The organism is Desulfobacula sp. (assembly GCF_030145145.1).
GTDB lineage: Bacteria > Desulfobacterota > Desulfobacteria > Desulfobacterales > Desulfobacteraceae > Desulfobacula.
Genome location: NZ_JAQYWD010000041.1, coordinates 20,583 through 42,288 on the forward strand (window position 1 = coordinate 20,583; position 21,706 = coordinate 42,288).

Consider the following 21,706-nt stretch of genomic DNA (forward strand, 5'->3'; position numbering starts at 1 on the left):
CAAATTCCAAATTTCATTTACTTAATTAATCCCCAGGATAAGCCGTGGCAGCCACAAAGAGACAGAAGGAAAGTAGGTTGTCAAGATCAATGTGGGGATCCAGCCAAAAGTGATCATGGCCATTGCCGGCCTCATCATTTTGTTGATAGGCGCATCGTTGATACTGCTGCTGATATATAGAAGCGGGGCACAGGGAGGGGTGATATTTCCCATACCCAGGTTAACGCCCATGATGGCTGCCAATTGAACAGGACTTACGCCTATTTTTATAGCGATGGGTATGAGGATAGGGGTGCAGAGCAAAATGGCACTGATGTCGTCCATTACCATTCCCATGACCACCAGGAAACAATTTATCATTAAAAGCATCACAAGCTTGTCTGACGAGACTGCCTGCATGAGTCTCAAAAGCTGTCCTGGTAAATCCTCCATGGTAAAAAAACGGCTGATAATGGCCACGGACAGCATCATGATGATAATTGCACCCGTGGTCATGGCAGATTCGGCAAAACCTTCGAATAGACCTTTAAGAGTGAGTCCTTTATATATGAAAAACCCTACCGGAATCGCGTAAAGAATCGAAACTGCTGCAGCCTCGGTGGGAGTAAAAGCACCGCTGTAAATACCCCCGAGAACTAATACAGGCAGAAGAAGAGCCGGTATGGCTCTAAAAAAATTAGGCACGAAATCTTTCCTGGCCTTTACCGCTTCTTCTTTGCTTATAACTTTGATGTTTTTATCATTTCGGAGTAAAAAAATATTAATAACAGAAAGCAGAATCGTCAGTATTATTCCCGGGATTATTGTCGCTAAAAAGCAGGCCAGAACAGACTGACCGCCAACCCAGGAGTAAATGATCATGATCCCACTGGGTGGGATTAGCAACCCAAGAACAGATGCGTTAGCCATCAAAGAGGCTGAATACGCTTTGGAAAAACCATTTTGCGCCAGCTTTGGAAACATTATGGAGCCAATACAGGAAAGCGTTGCCGCTGCGCTCCCGGTAATAGAACCAAATACGGCGCAAGACAAGATTGTCACAACACCCATTCCTCCTCTTATCCTTCCGACTAGTGAACTTATCAAATCGGTCAGCTTATCACCGATATTACCACGTTCGATGAGGCTACCCGCCATTATAAATAGTGGCACGGCGAAGATAACAACGGCGCTGACCTTGCTCACACCGTAAGGCAGCATAAAATCGGGTGTATAGACTCCGTCAATCAGAAAAACACTACACGCGGCAAGAAAGGCGAACCCTGTGGGAACGCCGCTGAGCATGGTAATGAAAAGAATTGCAAGAGAAAGATAAATCATTTTTATGCTCCTGTTTTGGTAGTGATCAAAGTTACTACCCGTCCTTGAATTGCTTCAACCAGATCTCTGACACAATAAAGTGTCATTAGGAGAAAACCCACTACCACTGCCGCGTAATTAATGAGCGTGGGAATTTTCCAGACACTTGATTTTGGTGAATTTTCCAGGGCAAAACCGATCATATCAAAACTCCACCAGGCATAAAAAGTGCAAACCGCCATGGTGATAAATGCACTCGTAATCTTAAGTGCTTTTTTAATTGTCAGACTTTTTATCATTACATCCAAAAAATTAACGGTTACCTGTTTCCGGGTGGCGCTTGCATAGGCAGTTCCGATAAAATAAAGCCAAAAAGCTAAAACCAGTTCCAACTCTTCGATACCATAGAGATCTGTTTCAAGAAAATATCTTAGGAAAACTGTAATATTTATAAGTGCTGCTATTGTCAGTCCGCACAGGACAACAGTAGCTCGTTCAAAGATCAGTAAAGCGGAAAATATTTTTTTCATATTTTAACACCTAAATCATACTTTAGAGTAAAGATAGAGGAGGGGGTATTCTCCCCTATCTGCGTTACCTTACCCTTATCAATTACTTGATCCCTAAGTTTTCTTTAAGCTCTTCAAAAAGGTCCTCACCAATCATTTTGGCCAATTTCGGCCAAGTGTTTTTACGGATATAGTCCGCCATCGGCGCCAGATCCTCAGCAGTATATGTGAATACCTGAACTCCGCCCTCGTCAGTCATTTTTTTCAAATATTCTGCATCGGCAGCTTCACAGGTTTCGAAAGCCTCCTTTTGAGCCGCTGCAACAGCAACTTCAAAAATTTTTTTCTGTTCGTCTGTCAACTTATTCCAAAATTTATTGCTCATGGCATACAGATGGGCTTCATTATAAATATTGAGCTGGTAGTAGTATTTGATTGCATCCCGAAAAGCCAGGTAGTTGATAGTGGGTGTACCTCCGTACCAACCATCTGCTACCCCTGTCTGTAGCGCAGAATAAAGATCAGCCCATGGAACAGAAACTGTGTTGTAGCCCATACCCTCCATGATGGTTTTAGCTATTTCCATACCGGGAACCCTGATGAGGATGTTCTGTTTTGCTGTTGGGTCAAGGACTTTGGCCGGTTGCTTAGCCAATCCTAAACCACCTAATCCGTCGGTATCAAACCCTAACACCTTGATACCCTTGACATTATTGATTTGTTCAAACTTAGTAAAGAGCCAGTTGCCTTTTGCATAGAAATCGATATTTTGTTTGTAATCGGTTGTCATAAAGGGGACATATAATATCTGCAGCTTCGGATCCAAGTGGCTGGGAACGCTGATGCACGCCATTTCAATAGAGCCCCTGATAAGTTCATCATAGACGGTTACATAGTCGCCAAGCTGATTAGAAAGGAAAACCCTGACATTTATCTCACCATTCGTCTTGTCGTTGATATATTTGGCAATATTTTGAATCCGAAGTGTCTCTGGATGATCCGGAGGTGTCATGGCCGAAAATTTAACCGTCATTTTCGCAGAGGCAAGAGATATTGCGAATAGTGTGACCATAATTGTAAGAGAGATTACTTTTAAAAATTTTTTCCCCATTTTACTTCTCCTCTTTAAGATGTTAAAAAAGCTTAAAAATTAATGATAATAATCTGGATAGTTGATCCTCTACCTGGAGATTAATAAAAAACTTAATTTTACTTCTCACCTGTTTCCAGATATTCCTTTATCTGATCTATGCTCATTCCATTAAAACCCAATTTTTCCATGGTCATTCCCTGTGTCCAGAAATCAGTGTCACAAACAGCACACTGGAGGTTAACGATGGATTTCATCATGGTACAGTCAACACCGAGCTTCTCTCCTATAGAAATGAGGGGAATGAATCCATAAGGAACATCTTCTTTGGCCAGACCAAAAACAAAACTTGCCGGATCGAAATTGAATGAATGATCCGCTTTGTTGCCTTTTATGGCTTCGTATATGGTATCGCCCACTGCTCCCATGTGGCCGTACATTTCAGTTTGGACTTCCAGTATCGACTTGGTTTCAACCTTTGCCGCCTCTGCCACGGCCAGTCGTTCTTTGTCTATCGCTTCTGCAACCTTACATACCCTTGGGGTAGCCCCGTCTCGATAAAAATAATACGGTTTTTCATTCAGGTTTTCAATCTGACCGGTGTTGAGCAGAGCAATCGGCCCATGAACCATGTGGTTAAAATTATTGAAATGAATTTCAAAAAATTGTTTTGCGGCCACGAACTGAGGATAAATTGGCTTAAGTTTGGCCAGAACCGCTTCTGTCTTGTTTGACGGCATCGCACAGAAAAGCATCTTTTGCTTTACAGCATCCACGGTTGCTTCTGCAGGACCGGTTTTCCGGCATAAATAAACATGAAGGCTGGTTTCTGCTAAAGTCACCTTCTTTTTATGCTTTTTAAGCAATTGTTGAAAGCGAATGGAAGCCCAATAGCCTGTGTTGAAAACCATTATCTGTCCATCTTCAAGATGAGGTGTAATAACTTCCATAAACGCCTCGTGCCCAAAGCACGGCAGGGCGAACATGATAAGTTCCACTCCTTTAAAAGCAATCGATGGATCACTTGTCACTTCGGCAAGCGCGGCAAAACCATTTTTGCCACTTTGGGATGGCCCATTTAGGATAATACCCCCTTGTTCTTTTATAGGAATAAGATTTGCCTCAAACTTGGATAATTCAAACATATTGACCTCATGTCCCATAAAGGCCATATCTGCAGCCATTCCCATTGCGCTATTGCCTGCTCCGCATACTGTTATTTTCATGCATATACCTCATCATTATTTAATTGACCCAACCAAGTTCTTTTTTGCCTGGTTTGGGTCTTAACCAAACTATATTTAAAGAAACCATTTAATGGTTCATCCAATGAACCAGGATTAAATCAAATCAAAATGCAAGTCAAGCAAAAAAATAAAAGTGATAGCGAAGAATAAGATTTTCGAATTCAAATTTTAGAATTAATATGGGTGCTGCCTCATCTTAGTCAGTGAAGCAGATTGATTTTGGTAACCAATAGACCATATACAAACCTATCTCAGGGGATATTTGGTCCAATTATGGCTGATAAGAGCCTTTTTTATAGCTTTCAACCCATTTGAGGATATGAGCCTGGATATTTTTCTCAGCCTCGGTTGAGTTATTATTTTTAAGGCAGTCAATGATTTCTTTCCAATCTTTGATCACTTCTTCCATCACGGCTTGGTTCCTGCCCATAAAAGCCGGAAAATGTTTAACACTCTGCATGATGGTAGCGGACAGGGCTTCATAAAGAGGATTTTTTGTCATCTTTCCAAGGAGGATGTGCATCTCCTGTTCTTGGGAATCAAAGGCAGGCCAATCTGCATTTTTCTGGCCATATAGGCGGATTAGCCCTTCAAGCATAGCCTTTAATTCCTGTACATCCTTTTGGTCGGCATTTTGGGCTGCCAAATTAGCTATCAAACTGCCTTCTATGCCCTCACGAAATTTTGCAATGTGATCAGGAGTGACAAAATTGAACCGGATTAGTAGAGCAATGCTTTTGGAGATTTCATCCGGAGTTATCTCTCGAACAAATGCGCCACCCTGAGCTCCGGTCCTGATTTCTATTATGCCCTTTTGCTCCAAAATGCGAAATGACTGCCTGATGGTTCCCCGACTGGCACCAAATATCTCTTCTAAATCCCTTTCAGAAGGCAATTTATCCCCTGGTTTGAATTCACCTGAGATAATTTCCTCTTCAATTTGATTAGCAATGTCTTCGTACAGTTTTACTTGGCGAACTTTTTTTAACATTTTTTATGCCTCTTCTACCTAATAATGCTCTTATCCACAAACGGAGTTTGTAACCGGTTACCTTTGGTATTATTTATATAAGATACCAGGACATTGTCAATGAATAAACCAATTATTGGTTTATTCATTATATAATTCGGTGGGCTTATTTTTATTTGTACTGATGAGTATTGGTCATAAGAACAGACATGATACAAAATCCAATCCAGTTTTTTGAATGTGCGTTAAGCATTTATCCGGATTATATTCCTGAATGGCCTCGTTGACTTTATCGATAAAGGAATTAATAAATTGGCCCAGTCGATGTAAGATTGTTTTGGAATGATTGTAATTGCTGTTCTGCTTATGGTTTTCATTTTTATATCTCTCCCCGCTCTTTCTGACTTGCTTCTGAATGGGGCATGCTCAGTGGCTTATCTGGAAATCCTGCAAGCATTATCATATCAGCTTGATAATTCACAAAACCTTCAAAAATATATTCATTCCAAAAATGTTTATTTTTCCCATATCTCATAAAGAATTCATACGCTTTGGTTTTGTCTTTTCCCCCTGTTGCTTTTAACTGCCGATCAAAGAATGCTTCCCAATCACCCCTTTTTGCTGAAGATCCTATATTGCCATTTAGGTCTATCAGAATATAAGGGGTTGTGAAAACAACAGAGTATCCATAGTTCAGTTCTGGAAATGGTTCTGGCATCACCCGGGCATACCATATTTCATCTTTTTTCCCCTGATAACCGCTTGGAACAATCACTTTAGATTCTTTGCCTGTAACCATTTCCTCTAAAATTATATATCTATCCAAGTGCCCCTTATGGACAAAGATTCCCATTCTGGAATTTTGCATACATTCGATAATTTTGATCAATCCAGGATCGCTTTTTAAATGTTTCAACAGATCAAGAATGACTGTTCCAAAAGATTCTTTTTTAATTCCAACACATAGGTCGAAAAATCCCCAGCATGAAAAATAAGACTGAGTATGTGGGCTTTTTGGAGGGAAGGATGGTAAATAAATATCATCTGCCTGTTCAAGAGTATTTGTCAATTTTGATAAAGCAGGCAAATCTGATAATTGTTCGACAAGGACTGAAACCTTGTTTTGTGCATAAATATAAACTGCGTGGAGAGGATCATACTTTGATAGATCATCTTCAGAAATGACTGTTTTATCCAGTTCTTGTGCATATGCTTTTGCTTCTTTAAGCTCTTTAAAGTCTATAATTTTTTGATTCTTAGCTTTTTTTAATCCATCTATCACTTTTTTTGCTATCGGTCCCATTATCAATTCCTGTTGTTTATCTGGTAAGTCCCATCCAGTCTCTTCCACAGTTAAACAGACGACTCTAAATGAATAAAAAAAGGGTCAGCTAATTCAGCTAACCCCTTGATTTTTACTGGTACCTGGGACGAGAATTGAACTCGTACAGAGATTATCTCCGAGGGATTTTAAGTCCCTTGCGTCTACCAGTTCCGCCACCCAGGCGTAATTGATGATTTTTTTATATCATTTTTTAAAATTTAGCAAGCCTAAAACCATAAGATTGTCACTTTGAACAATTTCTGATAAAAACAAGACCATGAAATTTATCAATACTGAAAAAATAATCCTGGCCTCCCAATCTCCAAGAAGAAAAGAGCTGCTCGAACAGATCGGGGTCAACATTAAAGTGTTTCCTTCAACAATTAATGAAGCAACTGTGTCTCTCAAGAACCCGGAAGCCTATGTCAAAGAACTCTCTTTTCTAAAAGCAACCGACATATCCGTCGCATATCCTGAGTCCTGGATCCTGGGAGCGGATACGATAGTGGTCGTTGGCGATCAACTCCTTGGCAAACCGGAATCTAAAGCAGATGCCGTTGAGATGCTCACCAAATTAAACAATTGTGAACACAGTGTCTATACTGGATTTTGTGTGATCAATCAGAAAAAAAACGCCATTGTTAAACAATCGGTTGAAACAAAAGTCTATTTTAAACGGTTAAGCCATGAGGAGATACACTGGTATGTCAATACCGGGGAACCGTTTGACAAGGCCGGTGCTTATGCGATACAGGGAGTGGGGGCATTTCTTGTCAAACAAATTTCAGGTTCCTATTCGAATGTTGTGGGTCTGCCTGTTTGTGAGGTTGTTGAAACATTGAAGCATCTTAATATCATTCAATTTAAGGATTTATAACTCATCATGTCATCCATTAAAGATAATATCGATAGAATAAACAAAGAAATTATGGATACGGCAGTGTCCTGCGGCCGCAAGCCTGATTCCGTTCAATTGATTGCCGTGAGCAAAAAAAAATCGATCGAAACTGTGCTGGAAGGGATTAAGTCCGGTGCCGGCCATCTGGGAGAAAATTATATTCAGGAGGCCATTGAAAAAATTGATGCCATTGGAAAAGACCGCGCCTGCTGGCATTTTATCGGGCATCTTCAATCCAACAAAGCAAAATTTGCCGTGCAGTATTTTGATTATATTCATACGGTTGACACATTAAAACTGGCAAAGGAAATCCATCGACAGGCAAAGAAAATCAATAAAATTCAAAACATCCTTATGCAAATCAATATTGGGCAAGAAGATACGAAGTCCGGAACCGGTATCAAAGAGGCGGTGGAGCTGGCCGAGCAGATCAGTACATTTGAAAATGTATCCTTACACGGATTGATGTGCCTGCCGCCCTATTTTTCAGAACCGGAACAGGCCAGGATCTATTTTAAACAAATGGTACAGATAAAAGGCCAAATCATGGCGCTTCAATTGGAGAATGTATCCATGGAATGCCTGTCCATGGGAATGAGCAATGATTTTCAAGTGGCCATAGAAGAAGGGTCCACCATGGTGCGGATCGGCACATCCATATTCGGGGCAAGAGAGTGAAACTGCTACTCCATACCTGCTGTGCCCCCTGCTCTATTTATCCTGTAAAAATTTTACGGCAGATGGATATGGATGTCATGGGATTTTTTTATCGGCATAATATCCATCCCTTTCAAGAGTGTCAAAAAAGGGAAGAGACATTAAAACAATATGCACAATCCATTGAGCTAAAGGTGATTTACCAACAGGATTACAAAATGGAAGAATTTCTTCAATCCGTTGTTTTCCGGGAAAAGGATCGTTGCCGGTACTGCTATTACGACAGACTTAAAGCAACGGCACAGGTCGCCAGAAAAGGGAAATTCGATGCCTTTTCCACCACGCTGTTATACAGTAAATTCCAGAACCATGATCGCATTATAAAAACCGGGGAAGCCATTGCCCGGAAATACGATATAAAATTTTTCTACCATGATTTCAGAGAAGGTTGGAAATCGGGGATTGAAACATCCAGGCAGCTTGGCCTTTACCGTCAACAGTATTGTGGCTGCATCTACAGTGAAAAAGAGCGGTATTTTAAAAAACAAAGGTGACACAACCACACCCCCACAACACTATTTGGGTTGGGTTCTTTTAATCTGCTTGAGCATTTTCACGAAGTGCTTGTTGGTAGTGTCCAGTCTTGCAGCAAGAATCCCAAACAAGTGTTTTGACACCTCAGGATATTTTTCAATGACCTCAAACAATTTGTCTCCTGGAAACCGTTTAACCATTGAGCGTCCTTTGGATATGATGGAGGCCGATCGCGGTTCACCGGTAATGGCAGACATTTCACCAAAATAATCGCCCGGCTGTACGATTTCAGCAATTTTCTTTCCGCCTTTCACAACATATAACCCGCCTTGAACCAGCTTAAAAAAATCAATGTCGGTATTGCCTTCCCGGATAATGACGTCTTTGTCCTCATAGCGTTCAACATCCGGATTAATCAGATAGGCTGGCAACGACTCTTTGGTAATGGTCGTCTTTTTTAGCACTTCGTCAAGAGAGGTTTCTCCGGTTCTGATTTTTTCAAGGCCCGCGTCTCTAAGGGTTACCATCCCCTCCTGCACAGCAACTTTTCTGAGCTGATCTTCCGCAACCTTCGCACTGATGGCTTTTCCCACATCATCCGTCACTTCCATTAATTCATAGAGTCCGACCCGCCCCTTGTAACCGGTCCCATTGCAATGGGTACACCCTTTGGGGCCATATATTTTCAAGTCCGGAATTTCATCTTTTAAAAACCCATGAAATTCCAGATCTTTGGGATTATAACCGGTAACCACCTGTTTACATTCAGGACAAAGCCTTCGGGCAAGGCGTTGGGATAAGACCAGGGTAACAGCCGATGCCAGCATATAGGGGGGAATCCCGATATCAACAAGTCGTCCGATGGTTGAAGGACAGTCATTGGTATGAAGGGTTGCAAAGACGAGGTGACCTGTCATCGCAGCCTTAATGGCAATTTCAGCCGTATCCATATCCCGGATTTCACCCACCATGATGATATCCGGGTCCTGTCTTAAAAATGCTTTCAGTGCTGCGGCATAGGTCATGCCAATGCCCTCTTTGACCGGCACCTGGTTGATCCCTTTAAAGTTGAATTCAACCGGGTCTTCTGCGGTTAATATCTTGATATCATCTTTATTCAACCGGTTCAGTACGGAATACAGTGTGGTTGTTTTTCCGCTGCCGGTGGGACCTGTTACCAATAACAGACCATAGGGTCTGGAAATACACCGTTTCAGGCTGTCAAAGGTGGACGCTTCAAACCCCAGCTTGGTCAAATCAATGCTCAGGGCACTTTGATCAAGGATCCGCATGACAATACTTTCACCAAACAAAGTGGGCAAGGTGGACACCCGGAAATCAATGGATTTTTTTTTCCCCAATCGAAGTTTTATTCTGCCGTCCTGGGGAACTCTTCTTTCTGCAATATCAAGTTCCGCCAGAATTTTGATTCTTGAAATCACAGCATTTTTTATGGTGATGGGAAGATTCATGGCTTTATACATGCTGCCGTCCAACCGGTATCGCACCTGGAAGGTCTTCTCAAAGGGTTCAATATGAATATCACTGACACCATCATTAATGGCCTTGGTAAGAATACCATTTACAAGCTTGATGATCGGTGCGTCAGAGGCCATGAATTCGTCCTGGTAGTCATCCTCGGCATCAGATCCGATTTCAATTTCTCCTGCCGCTTCCGAGACCAGGGAACCAAAATCTTCAACCGACGTAACCGGTTCCTCATCTTCAACATCCTCGTCAAAATGAAGAAAGGTTTTATACTCCTGGTCACTGATTTTATAAAAATCACGAAAGGCTTGAATCACATCATTTTCAGTTGATACAAAAACCTGAAGCGTTTTTCCGATTTTCTTTTGAAGATCCTCAACAATAGTGGTATCTGTTGGCTCAACCATGGCAATGGATAAATTTTCTCCCTTTAATGCAAGGGGAATCACCATTGCGGGCTTGGCCATTTCATAGGGCAGGAGCGCCAGCACTTTAGGGTCAGGTTTGATGTCGGAAAATTTGATCACATTGTAATTATAGATTCGCCCCAGGACGTTGACGATGGTATCGGGATCAATATACCCCTTATTTAAGAGGATGCTGCTCAGTCGTTCATGGGTTTTCTTATGAATACTTAATGCCTCATCCAGCTGCATACTGGTAATTTGCCCTTCTTTTGAAAGAATTTCACCGATTCTTGTCTTTCCTGCGCCGGATTGATCCTTTATGGTTGATTTCAGGCTGGATGATTTTTGCATGTGTAAACCCTTAACTTATTTATAGTTCCTATAGATTCTAATGCCACCGGCTAAAATTAAAAGTCCACCTAGAACATAAAAACTTAGCCTGACAAGAAACAGTTTTTGTCGAAAAAATTCAATGGTTTCTACTTGCAGCAGGACTTCGGGAATACGGTAAAAAACACCCAAGCCCACCGCCACCAGAAGGATACCATAATAAAATCCAAAATTCTTTTTTTTCTCCATCTTATACGATTACCTTTCCACTTCTTCCAACTGGTTATTAAACAGGGTCTCTATTTTCTCAAACAATTCCATCTGGGTCTCAAGATCTTCAAACAACCGGTCATTTAAATTTTCAAGGTCTGAAAGTTCTTTTGCCAACGCCGGAATTTTCTGACCCTCCTTATTTTGAGAGGCTTCCAGCAAGAGATCATTGATTTTTGCAGTCAAGTGTTCATTTTTTTCAATATCATTTTCCAATTGTTCAATTTTTTTCTTTACCGGGCTAAGTTGCTTGGATTTTTGCGTAATAATTTCTGATTTTTTTTGACGAAGCTCTTTTTTTGACAAAACCGATGGTTTGGATTTTTTCTCCACCACCTCCTCTTCATCCTCCCACCCTTCTTTATCCAAAAAATCCTGGTAGGTTCCTTCAAAGACCTGGACGGTATTATTTTTAAAAATAATAAGCCTGTTGGCAAGGGAATGAAGAAACATTTCATTATGCGTCACCAGGACCACAGCCCCTTCGAAATTGTCCAGTGCGCAGATAAAGGAATCGCAGGCTTCAATATCCAGATGATTGCTGGGTTCATCAAGCAGCAATAAATTCAAGGGGGACATGAGCAGTTTACCTAACATGACCCGTGATTTTTCTCCACCGGACAATACGGATATTTTTTTTAAGGCGGCATCCTGCTCAAACATCATGGCCCCGCAGATATTCCGGGCAATCTGTCGGTCAGAATCGGGTGAAGAATACATCAACTCATCTTCTATGGTAAAATTATCATTCAAGGATTGCACATTTGTCTGTTCAAAGTAGCCCGGTATTACGCCCGGATTGATATGGATACGACCTGAAACTGGGGTAAGGGCTCCACTTATCAGTTTGAGCAGGGTTGTTTTTCCTTTACCATTTTTACCGATAACGGCAATACGATCATCCGGATAAACGGTAACAGAAAAGTTTTTTATCAAGGGCATATCCGTTTTCCAGCCAAAGGATACATTTTCTATGGATAATACCTGCTTACCGGAAAAAGGAAGGCTGTTAAAAGAAAATTCAAGCTGTTTCAATTGTTGGAGCTTGTCTTTTGTTTTCGATTTTTCCAGGGTTTTTATCCGAGATTGGACCATGTTTGCCAATCGGGCTTTGGCACGGAATTTTGAGATAAACAACTCGATTTCTTTTTTTCGTTTTTCTTCATTCTGCCGCGTTTTTTCATAGACTTCCTCATCCTGGGCAACCTGTAAATAGTACTTAGCGGTATCCCCCTTGATTTTTTTTATTTTACGCCTGTGAATCCCCGCAATATGTGTCACAACACTGTCCATGAATCCCCGGTCATGCGTAACCAGTAGAACTTCTCTGGGCCATGAGACCAGAAACCGTGAAATCCATCGAATGGAGGTAATATCAAGATAATTTGTCGGTTCATCCAGTATCAACAGATCCGGCTCAGAAACCAATACTTTGGCAAGATTGAGCCTGACCTGGAAGCCACCGGAAAATGCCATGGGGTCTTTTGTCAGATCATCCAGGGAAAATCCAAGCCCGGCCAGAATTTTTTCAGCCTTCCAGGAATGATCTTTTTCATGTTCTAAAAGTCCCAGCATGGCCTCGTCAATGACCCGGGATTTGGAGAAGACTATTTTTTGGGATAAAAAACCAATCCGGTATCCTGACGGACAAGAAATACTTCCTTCATCCGGATGATCTTTGCCTGAAATCATGTTTAACAGGGTGGTTTTACCATGGCCATTTCTACCGACAAGTCCGACCCGTTCACCAGAATTGATCTGAAAACCAGTATGGTCTAACAAGACATGGTTTCCAAATCCTTTTGAGATATCCTCTATATTCAGCATAATATTCGTTTATCTGTTAATTGTTCAGTTTCCTTTTTTATGTCTAACCACGATACCATACCATTGTGTCAATAAATTATAAACCATAAGAATACCCCCGGCTGTTTTTTCTATTTTTATCGTATCAAAGTATCCGCATGGGCGCATCAAGACCATAGCCGGTGAGCCTGATAGTTTATATTTTATTTTCAGGAAGATTTCAATCTATGAATGATGGGTTACAAACATCCAACCTGTATTGAGACCCATTACTTCTTTTTTTGTAAGGATAAAAAAGTCACCAAAACCTCAAGGACTTTAAAAATCAGTACTTTTCTTAGAGCCATATGGGATGAATTTCATCCAGGGTATCTTTTGTGCACTGGACAACAGCGGACAGTCTGAAATACCGCAATGCCATTCCGATATTCAAGGTGAGCAGTCTTAAATAAGACAACTCAAGTTCTGACACTTCCCAGGGCTCTGAATGATAAATTCGCATGGCACCGATAATTTTTCCCCGGAGATTAACCGGCAGGGATACAATGGATCGTATACCTTCCTTTGCCGCTTTTTCAGGATATTGCAGGCGATCACTACCCTTTGTATCGGCAATGATAACCGGCTTTAGATTTGACTGCAGTTTAAGACTTTTATCAACCAGGATGGGTCCCTTGTTACGGTATGCGATACTCAATCCTTCTGTGGCAAGGATCTCTAGAGATTCCGTTCCCGGGTTGACCACAAAAATGCTCGCACCCTTCACCCCCATGGTAGAGACCAGTAGATGGGTCACCTGGGACCCGAGTATGGTGGGATTGGTCGCATCAAATACGGTTTCTATTATCAATTTATAGCGTTCAAGGTCTATCTTATCATTATTTGACATAAACTCCTCCTTTGGCTGATGGATGGCATACGACCTGTCCTGATCGTATCATGCCATGATCGCTGCGTTGGTTTTAATTAACGATATGGACCCCTATTCCTCCATGTACCTGCTGAGCAACTCTTTTTGAAATACTTCTTGTAAAATAATTGATAATATTGCCTGGATTTCGATTGAGTACCACCGCGTCAAATGCCTCGGTTTTCCAGAGCCGAATGATGTCATCAGCAACATCCTTTTTGACCGGCAGGTAACGGCATTTTATGTCATTGCCGTCAAACCCATAATTTATCAATTTTTGCCTGGCAACTTCCAGGGCATTTTTTTGTTCATCCTGCTGGCGATGAAGGTAGGTGGTGTTGTGAACGACTTTATCCATGATGGGATTATTGCGATTATCGATCTCGGGGACAGGCGTAAAGGCGTGAAACAGAGTAATTTCAACGTGTTTTCGTTTGCCATATCGCCGACCGACAAATTCAATGGCCTTTTCATCATTTGGGGTAAAATTATAGGGTATCAGTATTTTAACTGTCATAATCTCCTCCTTTCATCTCATAAAAACTTAATTTTCAGACAATGGAAAAAAGAATTACGAATAAAACCAGCAGAATATAAAAAAATAAGTGAAATCAGAAAAAAATGAACCCAGACGAGTTAGCAATGATTAAATATACCAAAGCCAGGGGGTATTGTAAATCGATTTATCGCATAAACAGCAGTTCGTATTATGCCGATATCCGAAAATAATAAGCAAGATGAAAGGCCATTGATTACTGAACATCTATCCAGTATTGAGTCCATTTACATCTTTCTTTGTAGGGGAATTTGAAAAGTTCGGTGGCCAGAATGGAAAAATCTTTATCCCGGATGACATAATATGCCACCTGCTCCTTGTCCAGAATGGTTTTAATACCAACAGCCGCATAAAGGGTCAAAAATTTATCTCCGGCAAAGCATCCAACGGCACCGGTAATAATTTTCAGGTCAGATTCATTTTGAACATCAAACATATCAATCATGGTAATTTTCAAAGGCTGACCGTTAAAATGATCCGTTGCTTCCAGTCGGGTCAATTCACAGGTTAAAAAATTTTTAAAACTCATTTCCAGTCGGTTAAAGTCACCCTCATCGGCCATCACCCCGTCAGATAAAAAAACAATCAAAAAGAGGATCACCCATGGCGGGATAATCTTGATCACAGGCCTAAGCATTCTTTTTAATGATGGTCTCAATGGTTTTTTGTAACTCTCTTAATATCACCGGTTGAAGATGCACGGATCTGACATCTGAAAACTTCAATAAAAAGTCGTTTTTAATGAGGTTATTTCTATAACCGGTATCAACGACAATCGGAATCATGGGGTTAATGGTTAATACCTGTTGAACAAACTGATCAGATGGCATTCCCTGAACAGAATACTGGGCAATGACCATTTTAAATTTATCAGGCTGTAATGTAAAAAAATCCAGGGCCTGTTCTTCTGTTTTGAAAATGGTGGCACGATATCCCATTTCTTTGATGATCGTTTCAATCAGATGCGTTCTTTTTTCATTTAAATCAACGATTAAAATATGGTTATTCCCTTGAAGGGTAATTTTTTCAGCAACCTTTGAATGATTTGTTTTCCATTTTTCTCCATTAAAGGGGTGGAGTGATGTCACGTCAATCTCATAGGCTTTTGCGGAAATAAATTCATCTGACTGCGCATCGGGAATTTTTGTGATAAATTTTTTATCTTGGGCAATATAATGTCGCAACCATTTGCGATAGGTGTAATCCGTCCCTGTCAGGATTAATAGTTTCGGACCCGCACTGGAATTGACCTGGATGGAGTGATAAATCAACGGCTGATATGAATATGGTACCTGGGTTTCCTTGTAATTTTCTTCAACAAATTCAACAATAAAATCCCTGGCCAAAACCGGCGTGGCCAAACCCGTCAATACCAAACAGATGACAAACAACTTTTTCATCCCCCCCCCATATGTAAAGGATTGTTTCATATAAAAGAGATATCGACAACTCCCGAAACAATCTTGACCTTTTAACGCACAATGATTGAAACCCCCAGCAATATCAAGGAAATAATCCCGGTTATTATTAATGCCTTTTTAGGATCATCTTCTCTTCTGCCCCGATAAGCGCCTAATAACAGCCCGCTCAGACTGATACAGATTCCCAGTATCACCAGACAAATGAGATAATACAAATATTGCATATCCCACTGCGTCCTTAATTTCAAATGGTAGAATCGATCAAACAGGGTTTCAAATTCAGGTTGGGCAAAATGAAATGCAAGCAACATAAAAACCACTATAATCCCTGCCAGGATATTCAGGAAAAACAACCCCCTGGCCCACAAATCAATTTTTTTTCGTCTATCCAAATAATCGTCCTTAATGTTGATTTCACCGAAAAATCACCAGGCAATGATATAAATATGCTTTATTATGGTGCAAAATTCGTTTATATATTACAGATATAGTAACCGATAACAAGAGTCAAACAGGATGGTATTATGGGACATGAGGACAAAGGACATTTTGCAGCAAAGCATACGGGAAAAAAAATAAATAAAGGCATTGCTGAAAAGATACGCGCCCAGGCCGTTAATCAGGGTATAACCTGTGCGTCAGCCCACCGGATCGGGAAATTATTTGAGGTATCCCCTTCTGAAATCGGTATCCAGATTGATCTATTGGAATATCAAATCATAGAATGTCAGATGGGGTTGTACGGGTTCAGCGATGGGAAAAAAAGGATTGACCCGGATATTGAACTGACACCGGACTTAAATGAACACCTGGACAAAACAAGCAAGGACGGCAGGATATCGTGTTTGGAATGCTGGAATATTGCAAAGAATTTAAAATGCAAACGGATAGATGTCAGCTCTGCATGTGAGAAAAAAAACCTTAAAATAAAACCCTGTCAATTGGGTGCATTTTAAACAGCCAAAGCGTCTTGAACATGATAGTTGGTGCTGGCAAAATCAAATTTCGATTATACGATATCCATTCTTTGAAAGCAAAACGTAAAATTGTTAAATCAATGGTTCATCGAATACAGAATAAATTTAATATTTCGATTGCTGAAACTGATTTGAATGACAGCCATGACTGGGCGGAAATCGGTTTCTCAATTACGGGAAATGATGCCCGGCTTGTGAACTCAAAATTGGATAAAGTTATCAATATGGCCGATGATTTGGGACTTGCCATGATAGCAGACACCCAGATTGAAATTATTCATGTGTAGTCAGCTTCTTTTGGGCTTTTCGCTTTCTTCTTTGTTTTTGCTTTCTTATTTTTTCTATTTTTTCATGTGCTTTATCCGCTGTTCCGGTCATGTGGACTTCAATTTTTTCAATGAGCATTCTAAGGGCAAGGAAGCGGTTTAAATGCTGGGACCTTGCTTTTCCGCACTTTACCCACAAATTTGTTCGCTTATGTCGAAGGAATACAGCAGAGTTGGATTTATTCACCTTTTGCCCTCCCCTGCCCGAGGACTTGATAAATTTTTCTTCAATATCCTCTTTTCTGATTCCCAAGGTTGTCATCCGCTTTTCAAGGTTTAATATTTTTTCTCTGCCTGGCCCCATTTTTCTCCAGTCTGGCGGTTATCAAATTTTTTTTACAGTTGTATTTGTATAAATTAATAAAACTTCTCGCCAATAACAAGACTTTAATAACGGCGTTGAACGAATTGTGAAAAAAATGATCCCAGGGTAAAAAAAATTTAACGTAGACCGATTTCTCAAATTTGTGTATTCTTTTATTCTATATTTTTAAACAGGTGTGCACAACAACGGCAATTTAATGCCTGAACGGAAACCCGTGTTTGGACGAAAAGTTGCCCATATGCAAGGCGCAAAAAACGCTGAAACCGGAGTGTACTAATGTACATGAGGATTTCAGCATTTTGCAGCAACGCAGCAGATGGGTGAGTTTTCGTTCAAACACTATTTAATCGTCAAACCCGATAAAGGAGACCCCAATGCATTTGTATACTCAACTCTATGAATTTGCCGCATCCGTAGGTGCCCTTGAAGGGTATGTGTATCACAAAAAAAGTGTGGATGAAATGGACATGAAAGCCCTTAATGTCTGGACCGGCAATCTGGTTGATGCCTATGAGAATCTGCCATCCGACATATTAGAAAAGGTTCAGCCCTCCCTTGATCTGACCTTAAATCGGGCGATCAGTTCTTTGACGGCAATCCTGGAAAAAGACCATGAATTCCTGGAAAGGATCAACGCAATGATCAGCAGTAAAAAAGACTGTTCCCCGGATGATTTTCAAAAAAAGAAATGGTTTCAAAAACATGAAGCCGAATAACCCGTCAAAAATAACCGGAAAAATGATTCAAGGGGCTCAGAAAGCCGCTTTTTTCACAGGACTGGATTGGGTAAAACTTCAGTGCCATGAAAAACTCGGATTTGTCCCTTTCCCTGGAACCCTTAACCTTGAAATAACCCCTTCAGGGCTTCAATTCCTGGAAAGCATGGGTGATGGAAAATGGGAAGAGCTGGTCCCGCCGGATAAAACTTTCTGCTCATCAAAAGTCTTGCCCGTCTCCATCGGGCATATCAAAGGGGCACTGATTCTGCCCGGGTCAGACGTAAATATACATGGCAAACAGGTGATCGAAATCCTGGCACCGGTAAAACTGAGAAATGCATTGGGCTTAGCCGACGGGGATATGGTAACGGTTACTATGGGTGAGCCCATGGCCGCCCGGGCGCAGAAACTGCTTGTGGATGCCGTTCTGTTTGATCTTGACGGCACACTGATCGATTCCATTGACTCCTATTACCGCATTGTGGAAACCACCCTTGATAAAATGAGCTTACCAAAGGTTCCACGGCAGACCATCTTAGCCGCAGCCAAAAATGATGAGTTTAACTGGGACATGATCCTGCCGGATCTCCCGGACCGATCCAGGGAAGAACTTATCAGGGAAGCCTGGCAGATAATAGAAAATATATATCCGGAGATGTTCCTGAAAAATGTCACCCCCTTCCCGGATACAGAGGCAGTGCTCCGCCTGCTCCATGCACACGATATCAGGATCGGGATTGTGACATCAACGCCAAAAAAAAGCATCCACGACAAGCTAAAAATCCTGGATCGAACAGGGCTGTTAGATCTCATTGATGTGGTGATTTCGGCCGGAGACGGGGAACGGAAAAAACCGTTTCCAGATCCGTTGATCCGTTGCAGGCAACGAATGGGGCTTCAATCCGATCAATGTGTCTACGTGGGCGACATGGGAATTGATATTGCAGCGGGCAGGGCTGCCGGAATGAAAACCATCGGTGTTTTGACAGGATTTGAAACGCGTCAGGATCTGCTGACAAAAAATCCGGATGCCATCATTGATTCGATTTCTGATCTGCCCGAATTATTGGATCTTTAACTAGCAAACGTCCCCCGGCCGTCCCCGGGGGGATATCGTTCCGTCCAAGACAGCAGCCCTGCCAATTGAGCAAGATTAATATTGACCCAAATAGATTTAAATGATATACACAATGGTTTTGTACAATGCTTGAAAGGCAGGTGTTGTACTTAGAAATAATCCTTGCTCTGATTTATTATCAGGGCTTTATATCCGTAAGGAGAACCTATGAGGAAGTATGAAACAATTTTTATTTCTGACCCTGACCTTCAGGATCAAACACGAAAAGATCTGTTTGAGAAAGTCAGAAATATCATTGCCAAAGAAGGGGGAATTCTTTTAAATTTTGATGAATGGGGCAACAAAAAACTGGCCTATGAAATCAAAAAAAAATTGCGAGGTCATTATGTATGCGCCACCTACGGTGGAACAGGCGATCTTGTCAAAGAACTTGAAAGAAATTTCCGACTGAGTGATGCTGTGATGAAATTCATGACAATCCTTCTTTCTGATGATGTGACGGCGGAACAACTTGAAAAAGAAGTCCAGGAAGCAGAAGAGCTGGCCAAACAGATCGCTGCGGCAAAAGAAGCGCCTGCAGAGGAAGCGCCCGTAGAAGAAGCGCCCGTAGAAGAAGCGCCCGTAGAAGAAGCGCCTGCTGAAGAAACGCCTGTTGAGGAATCACCTGCTGAAGAATCAATAGTTGAGGAAGAGACTTCCGGGGAAGATAAAAAAGTTGAGGAAACCGAAGAAAAAACAGAATAATTAAGATGGAAGGATAATAACCATGTATGACCGTAAAAATCAAAGAGGTGGCGGTAAAAATAAATTTTATCAACGCCGTAAAGTATGCAGATTCTGTGTGGACAAAGATCTTGAAATAGACTATAAAACTCCGAAAGCACTCAGACAATTCATTACAGAACGCGGTAAAATAATTCCCAGAAGAATCACAGGCACCTGTGCCAAACATCAGCGTCAACTTACGGTTGCCATCAAACAATCTCGCCAGCTTGCGTTATTACCGTTTGTTGGCAGACCCATGTATTAAAACCGTTTTTCAGGAGTAACGCAGGTGATGGGTACACTCATACAACCGAGGGCGATAAAGGATATTCTAACCGGTATCCTTTTATGTGTGCTGATCATTGCCATCATATATATCATACCATTGATCGGTATCTTTGCCTGGATGTTCCTTCCGTTGCCGGTTCTGTTTTACAGACTGAAGACAGGAAGAAACGGCGGTGGTATTATCATGGTTGCCAGTTTGTTTCTGCTGGTTGTATTGACCCGTAACGTTGCGTTTAATACGCTTTACTTTGGTTCCTTATTGATGACAGGTTTTTTCCTTGGTGAATTTATCGAACAACACTTAAGCATTGAAAGAATTATGCTATACACAATCGTTGCCGTTTTTGGAACAGGTGTCGTTGTTTTGTTTGTTTATACTGCCACGCAAGACCAGGGCATTGAATATATAATTTCAAATTATGTTTCCAGGTATCAGGCCTTGTCATCCCAACTTTTTTCAGAATCTGCCCAATTGTATCCGGAAATGAAAATGGACCCGCAAATGCTTGAAAGGGCCAGTTCATTGTTTGTCGGTGTTTTCCCGGGAATATTTATCAACTCATACCTGACCATGGTATGGTTGAACATTTTATTAATTAAAAAGTTGTTGTTGAAAAAAGGGATCCTCATTAAAAGTATTGAAAATTTAAATCAATGGAAAGCACCCGATTATCTCGTATTTGGTGTAATTGCAGCATCTATTGTCATTTTCTTACCCCTTGGCGTGTTAAAATTACTTGCTGTAAACTGCCTGATCATTTTAATGTTTGTATATTTTTTCCAGGGAATTGCAGTGGTATCATTTTTTTTTCAAAAAAAGAGCGCTCCTTTTGCATTAAGATTTTTTCTTTACGTCTTAATTGCAGTCCAACCGCTTTTTATGTTCCTTGTCATCGGATTTGGATTGTTTGATACCTGGATCAATTTTAGGAAACTTGATACGGCTACGTGATAAAAAATAAACTAAAAGTCGGCTGCATTGAAAAAAGTGGCTGAACCTTTTTGGAGGTTTAAATGAGAGTTATATTAAAAGAAACCATTGACACGCTCGGCATCGCTGGAACAGAATGTGATGTGGCAGCCGGTTATGGCCGCAATTATCTTTTGTCCCAGGGGAAAGCCATTCTTGCGACACCCCAGAACAGAAAAATCATGGAACAGGCAAAAGCGAAGCTTGAACTTCAGATTGCCAAAGAGAGAAAAATCGCTCAGGAAATGGCTGAAAAAATCAAAAATGTTGTATGTACAATTAAAGCAAAAGTTCACGAAGATATCCGCCTGTATGGATCCGTAACGACCCATGACATCAAAGATTCTTTAAACAATCAGAACATCACACTGGAACGACGTTCCATCCTTCTTGCCGAGCCCATAAAAGAAATCGGTGAGTACAAAGTGCCCATTCGGCTGTACAAGGATGTTGAACCTGAAATTACAGTAAACGTTGTTCCTGAAGAAAAAGAAAAATAATAGTTACCCATCATCCGGGAAGGATTTAATTTTCCCGGATGA

The 21,706-nt window shown here is 41.1% G+C and carries 26 protein-coding genes and 1 tRNA gene; 11 read left to right on the top strand and 16 right to left on the bottom strand.

What is annotated here, in order from left to right; genetic code table 11:
- Nucleotides 1-21 precede the first annotated feature (21 nt).
- The 7 genes from Q1Q15_RS20505 to Q1Q15_RS20535 form a co-directional block, all read right to left on the bottom strand.
- Nucleotides 22-1,320 (bottom strand): TRAP transporter large permease, encoded by a 1,299-nt coding sequence (locus tag Q1Q15_RS20505; protein ID WP_300464174.1) that lies wholly within the window; start codon nucleotides 1,318-1,320, stop codon nucleotides 22-24.
- 2 nt (nucleotides 1,321-1,322) lie between these two features.
- On the bottom strand, nucleotides 1,323-1,829 hold the full coding sequence (locus Q1Q15_RS20510) for a TRAP transporter small permease (RefSeq protein WP_300464175.1): 507 nt from the start codon (nucleotides 1,827-1,829) through the stop codon (nucleotides 1,323-1,325).
- Nucleotides 1,830-1,911: 82 nt separating this feature from the next.
- On the bottom strand, nucleotides 1,912-2,919 hold the full coding sequence (gene dctP, locus Q1Q15_RS20515; RefSeq protein WP_300464177.1) for a TRAP transporter substrate-binding protein DctP: 1,008 nt from the start codon (nucleotides 2,917-2,919) through the stop codon (nucleotides 1,912-1,914).
- Nucleotides 2,920-3,017: 98 nt separating this feature from the next.
- Complete coding sequence (locus tag Q1Q15_RS20520) at nucleotides 3,018-4,124, bottom strand: NAD/NADP octopine/nopaline dehydrogenase family protein (protein ID WP_300464179.1); 1,107 nt, start codon at nucleotides 4,122-4,124, stop codon at nucleotides 3,018-3,020.
- A 292-nt stretch (nucleotides 4,125-4,416) separates the two neighbouring features.
- Nucleotides 4,417-5,136 (bottom strand): FadR/GntR family transcriptional regulator, encoded by a 720-nt coding sequence (locus tag Q1Q15_RS20525; RefSeq protein WP_300464181.1) that lies wholly within the window; start codon nucleotides 5,134-5,136, stop codon nucleotides 4,417-4,419.
- 358 nt (nucleotides 5,137-5,494) lie between these two features.
- Nucleotides 5,495-6,418, bottom strand: a complete 924-nt coding sequence (locus Q1Q15_RS20530; RefSeq protein ID WP_300464183.1) for a hypothetical protein — start codon at nucleotides 6,416-6,418, stop codon at nucleotides 5,495-5,497.
- A gap of 116 nt (nucleotides 6,419-6,534) precedes the next feature.
- Nucleotides 6,535-6,622: transfer RNA gene (locus Q1Q15_RS20535), tRNA-Leu, on the bottom strand.
- Nucleotides 6,623-6,716: 94 nt separating this feature from the next.
- Here Q1Q15_RS20535 and Q1Q15_RS20540 point away from each other — a divergent pair.
- Genes Q1Q15_RS20540 through Q1Q15_RS20550 form a run of 3 tightly spaced genes read left to right on the top strand, consistent with a single transcriptional unit; the run spans nucleotide 6,717 to nucleotide 8,548 of the window.
- Entirely contained in the window at nucleotides 6,717-7,316 is a 600-nt protein-coding gene (locus tag Q1Q15_RS20540) for a Maf family protein (RefSeq protein WP_300464185.1), read from the top strand.
- A gap of 6 nt (nucleotides 7,317-7,322) precedes the next feature.
- Nucleotides 7,323-8,015 (top strand): YggS family pyridoxal phosphate-dependent enzyme, encoded by a 693-nt coding sequence (locus tag Q1Q15_RS20545; protein WP_300464187.1) that lies wholly within the window; start codon nucleotides 7,323-7,325, stop codon nucleotides 8,013-8,015.
- Entirely contained in the window at nucleotides 8,012-8,548 is a 537-nt protein-coding gene (locus tag Q1Q15_RS20550) for an epoxyqueuosine reductase QueH (RefSeq protein WP_300464189.1), read from the top strand. The genes Q1Q15_RS20545 and Q1Q15_RS20550 overlap by 4 nt, the downstream gene beginning before the upstream one ends.
- Nucleotides 8,549-8,569: 21 nt before the next feature.
- Here the strand turns inward: Q1Q15_RS20550 and pilB are convergent, their stop codons facing one another.
- The 8 genes from pilB to Q1Q15_RS20590 form a co-directional block, all read right to left on the bottom strand.
- Nucleotides 8,570-10,774: a type IV-A pilus assembly ATPase PilB gene (gene pilB / locus Q1Q15_RS20555; protein ID WP_300464190.1), complete on the bottom strand. Its 2,205-nt coding sequence runs from the start codon at nucleotides 10,772-10,774 to the stop codon at nucleotides 8,570-8,572.
- Nucleotides 10,775-10,789: 15 nt separating this feature from the next.
- Nucleotides 10,790-11,002, bottom strand: coding sequence for a hypothetical protein (locus Q1Q15_RS20560; RefSeq protein WP_300464192.1), 213 nt, complete (start codon nucleotides 11,000-11,002; stop codon nucleotides 10,790-10,792).
- A 9-nt stretch (nucleotides 11,003-11,011) separates the two neighbouring features.
- Nucleotides 11,012-12,850 (bottom strand): ATP-binding cassette domain-containing protein, encoded by a 1,839-nt coding sequence (locus Q1Q15_RS20565; RefSeq protein ID WP_300464194.1) that lies wholly within the window; start codon nucleotides 12,848-12,850, stop codon nucleotides 11,012-11,014.
- A gap of 316 nt (nucleotides 12,851-13,166) precedes the next feature.
- Entirely contained in the window at nucleotides 13,167-13,718 is a 552-nt protein-coding gene (locus tag Q1Q15_RS20570; RefSeq protein ID WP_300464196.1) for a GAF domain-containing protein, read from the bottom strand.
- A gap of 73 nt (nucleotides 13,719-13,791) precedes the next feature.
- Complete coding sequence (locus Q1Q15_RS20575) at nucleotides 13,792-14,256, bottom strand: hypothetical protein (protein ID WP_300464198.1); 465 nt, start codon at nucleotides 14,254-14,256, stop codon at nucleotides 13,792-13,794.
- Nucleotides 14,257-14,491: 235 nt separating this feature from the next.
- A complete protein-coding gene (locus Q1Q15_RS20580; RefSeq protein ID WP_300464199.1) occupies nucleotides 14,492-14,920 on the bottom strand; it encodes a hypothetical protein in 429 nt (142 codons plus the stop codon).
- 4 nt (nucleotides 14,921-14,924) lie between these two features.
- Nucleotides 14,925-15,695 (bottom strand): response regulator, encoded by a 771-nt coding sequence (locus tag Q1Q15_RS20585; protein ID WP_300464201.1) that lies wholly within the window; start codon nucleotides 15,693-15,695, stop codon nucleotides 14,925-14,927.
- A 71-nt stretch (nucleotides 15,696-15,766) separates the two neighbouring features.
- Nucleotides 15,767-16,108: a hypothetical protein gene (locus Q1Q15_RS20590; protein WP_300464202.1), complete on the bottom strand. Its 342-nt coding sequence runs from the start codon at nucleotides 16,106-16,108 to the stop codon at nucleotides 15,767-15,769.
- A gap of 132 nt (nucleotides 16,109-16,240) precedes the next feature.
- Here Q1Q15_RS20590 and Q1Q15_RS20595 point away from each other — a divergent pair, with 132 nt between their 5' ends.
- Together Q1Q15_RS20595 and Q1Q15_RS20600 are read left to right on the top strand one after the other, a co-directional pair.
- Complete coding sequence (locus Q1Q15_RS20595) at nucleotides 16,241-16,672, top strand: hypothetical protein (RefSeq protein ID WP_300464203.1); 432 nt, start codon at nucleotides 16,241-16,243, stop codon at nucleotides 16,670-16,672.
- Nucleotides 16,673-16,692: 20 nt separating this feature from the next.
- Nucleotides 16,693-16,980 carry a DUF503 domain-containing protein gene (locus tag Q1Q15_RS20600; protein ID WP_300464205.1) on the top strand — a complete coding sequence of 96 codons (288 nt, stop codon included), beginning with the start codon at nucleotides 16,693-16,695 and terminating at the stop codon, nucleotides 16,978-16,980.
- Here the strand turns inward: Q1Q15_RS20600 and Q1Q15_RS20605 are convergent.
- Nucleotides 16,967-17,323, bottom strand: coding sequence for a peptide chain release factor-like protein (locus tag Q1Q15_RS20605; RefSeq protein ID WP_300464207.1), 357 nt, complete (start codon nucleotides 17,321-17,323; stop codon nucleotides 16,967-16,969). The two genes, Q1Q15_RS20600 and Q1Q15_RS20605, sit on opposite strands and share 14 nt — an antisense overlap.
- Before the next feature lie 395 nt (nucleotides 17,324-17,718).
- On the opposite strand from Q1Q15_RS20605, the gene Q1Q15_RS20610 reads away from it, so the two are divergent.
- From Q1Q15_RS20610 to rplI, 6 genes are all read left to right on the top strand, one after another.
- On the top strand, nucleotides 17,719-18,060 hold the full coding sequence (locus tag Q1Q15_RS20610; RefSeq protein ID WP_300464209.1) for a hypothetical protein: 342 nt from the start codon (nucleotides 17,719-17,721) through the stop codon (nucleotides 18,058-18,060).
- Nucleotides 18,047-19,141: an HAD-IA family hydrolase gene (locus Q1Q15_RS20615; protein WP_300464211.1), complete on the top strand. Its 1,095-nt coding sequence runs from the start codon at nucleotides 18,047-18,049 to the stop codon at nucleotides 19,139-19,141. Before Q1Q15_RS20610 ends, Q1Q15_RS20615 begins: the two co-directional genes overlap by 14 nt.
- 207 nt (nucleotides 19,142-19,348) lie before the next feature.
- The gene (rpsF, locus tag Q1Q15_RS20620) at nucleotides 19,349-19,885 is read left to right on the top strand and encodes a 30S ribosomal protein S6 (RefSeq protein ID WP_300464213.1); all 537 of its coding nucleotides are present in this window, start codon (nucleotides 19,349-19,351) and stop codon (nucleotides 19,883-19,885) included.
- A gap of 22 nt (nucleotides 19,886-19,907) precedes the next feature.
- Nucleotides 19,908-20,171: a 30S ribosomal protein S18 gene (gene rpsR / locus Q1Q15_RS20625; RefSeq protein WP_300464214.1), complete on the top strand. Its 264-nt coding sequence runs from the start codon at nucleotides 19,908-19,910 to the stop codon at nucleotides 20,169-20,171.
- A gap of 27 nt (nucleotides 20,172-20,198) precedes the next feature.
- The gene (locus tag Q1Q15_RS20630; protein WP_300464216.1) at nucleotides 20,199-21,146 is read left to right on the top strand and encodes a DUF2232 domain-containing protein; all 948 of its coding nucleotides are present in this window, start codon (nucleotides 20,199-20,201) and stop codon (nucleotides 21,144-21,146) included.
- Between the two features lie 62 nt (nucleotides 21,147-21,208).
- Nucleotides 21,209-21,664, top strand: coding sequence for a 50S ribosomal protein L9 (rplI, locus tag Q1Q15_RS20635; protein ID WP_300464218.1), 456 nt, complete (start codon nucleotides 21,209-21,211; stop codon nucleotides 21,662-21,664).
- Nucleotides 21,665-21,706 lie beyond the last annotated feature (42 nt).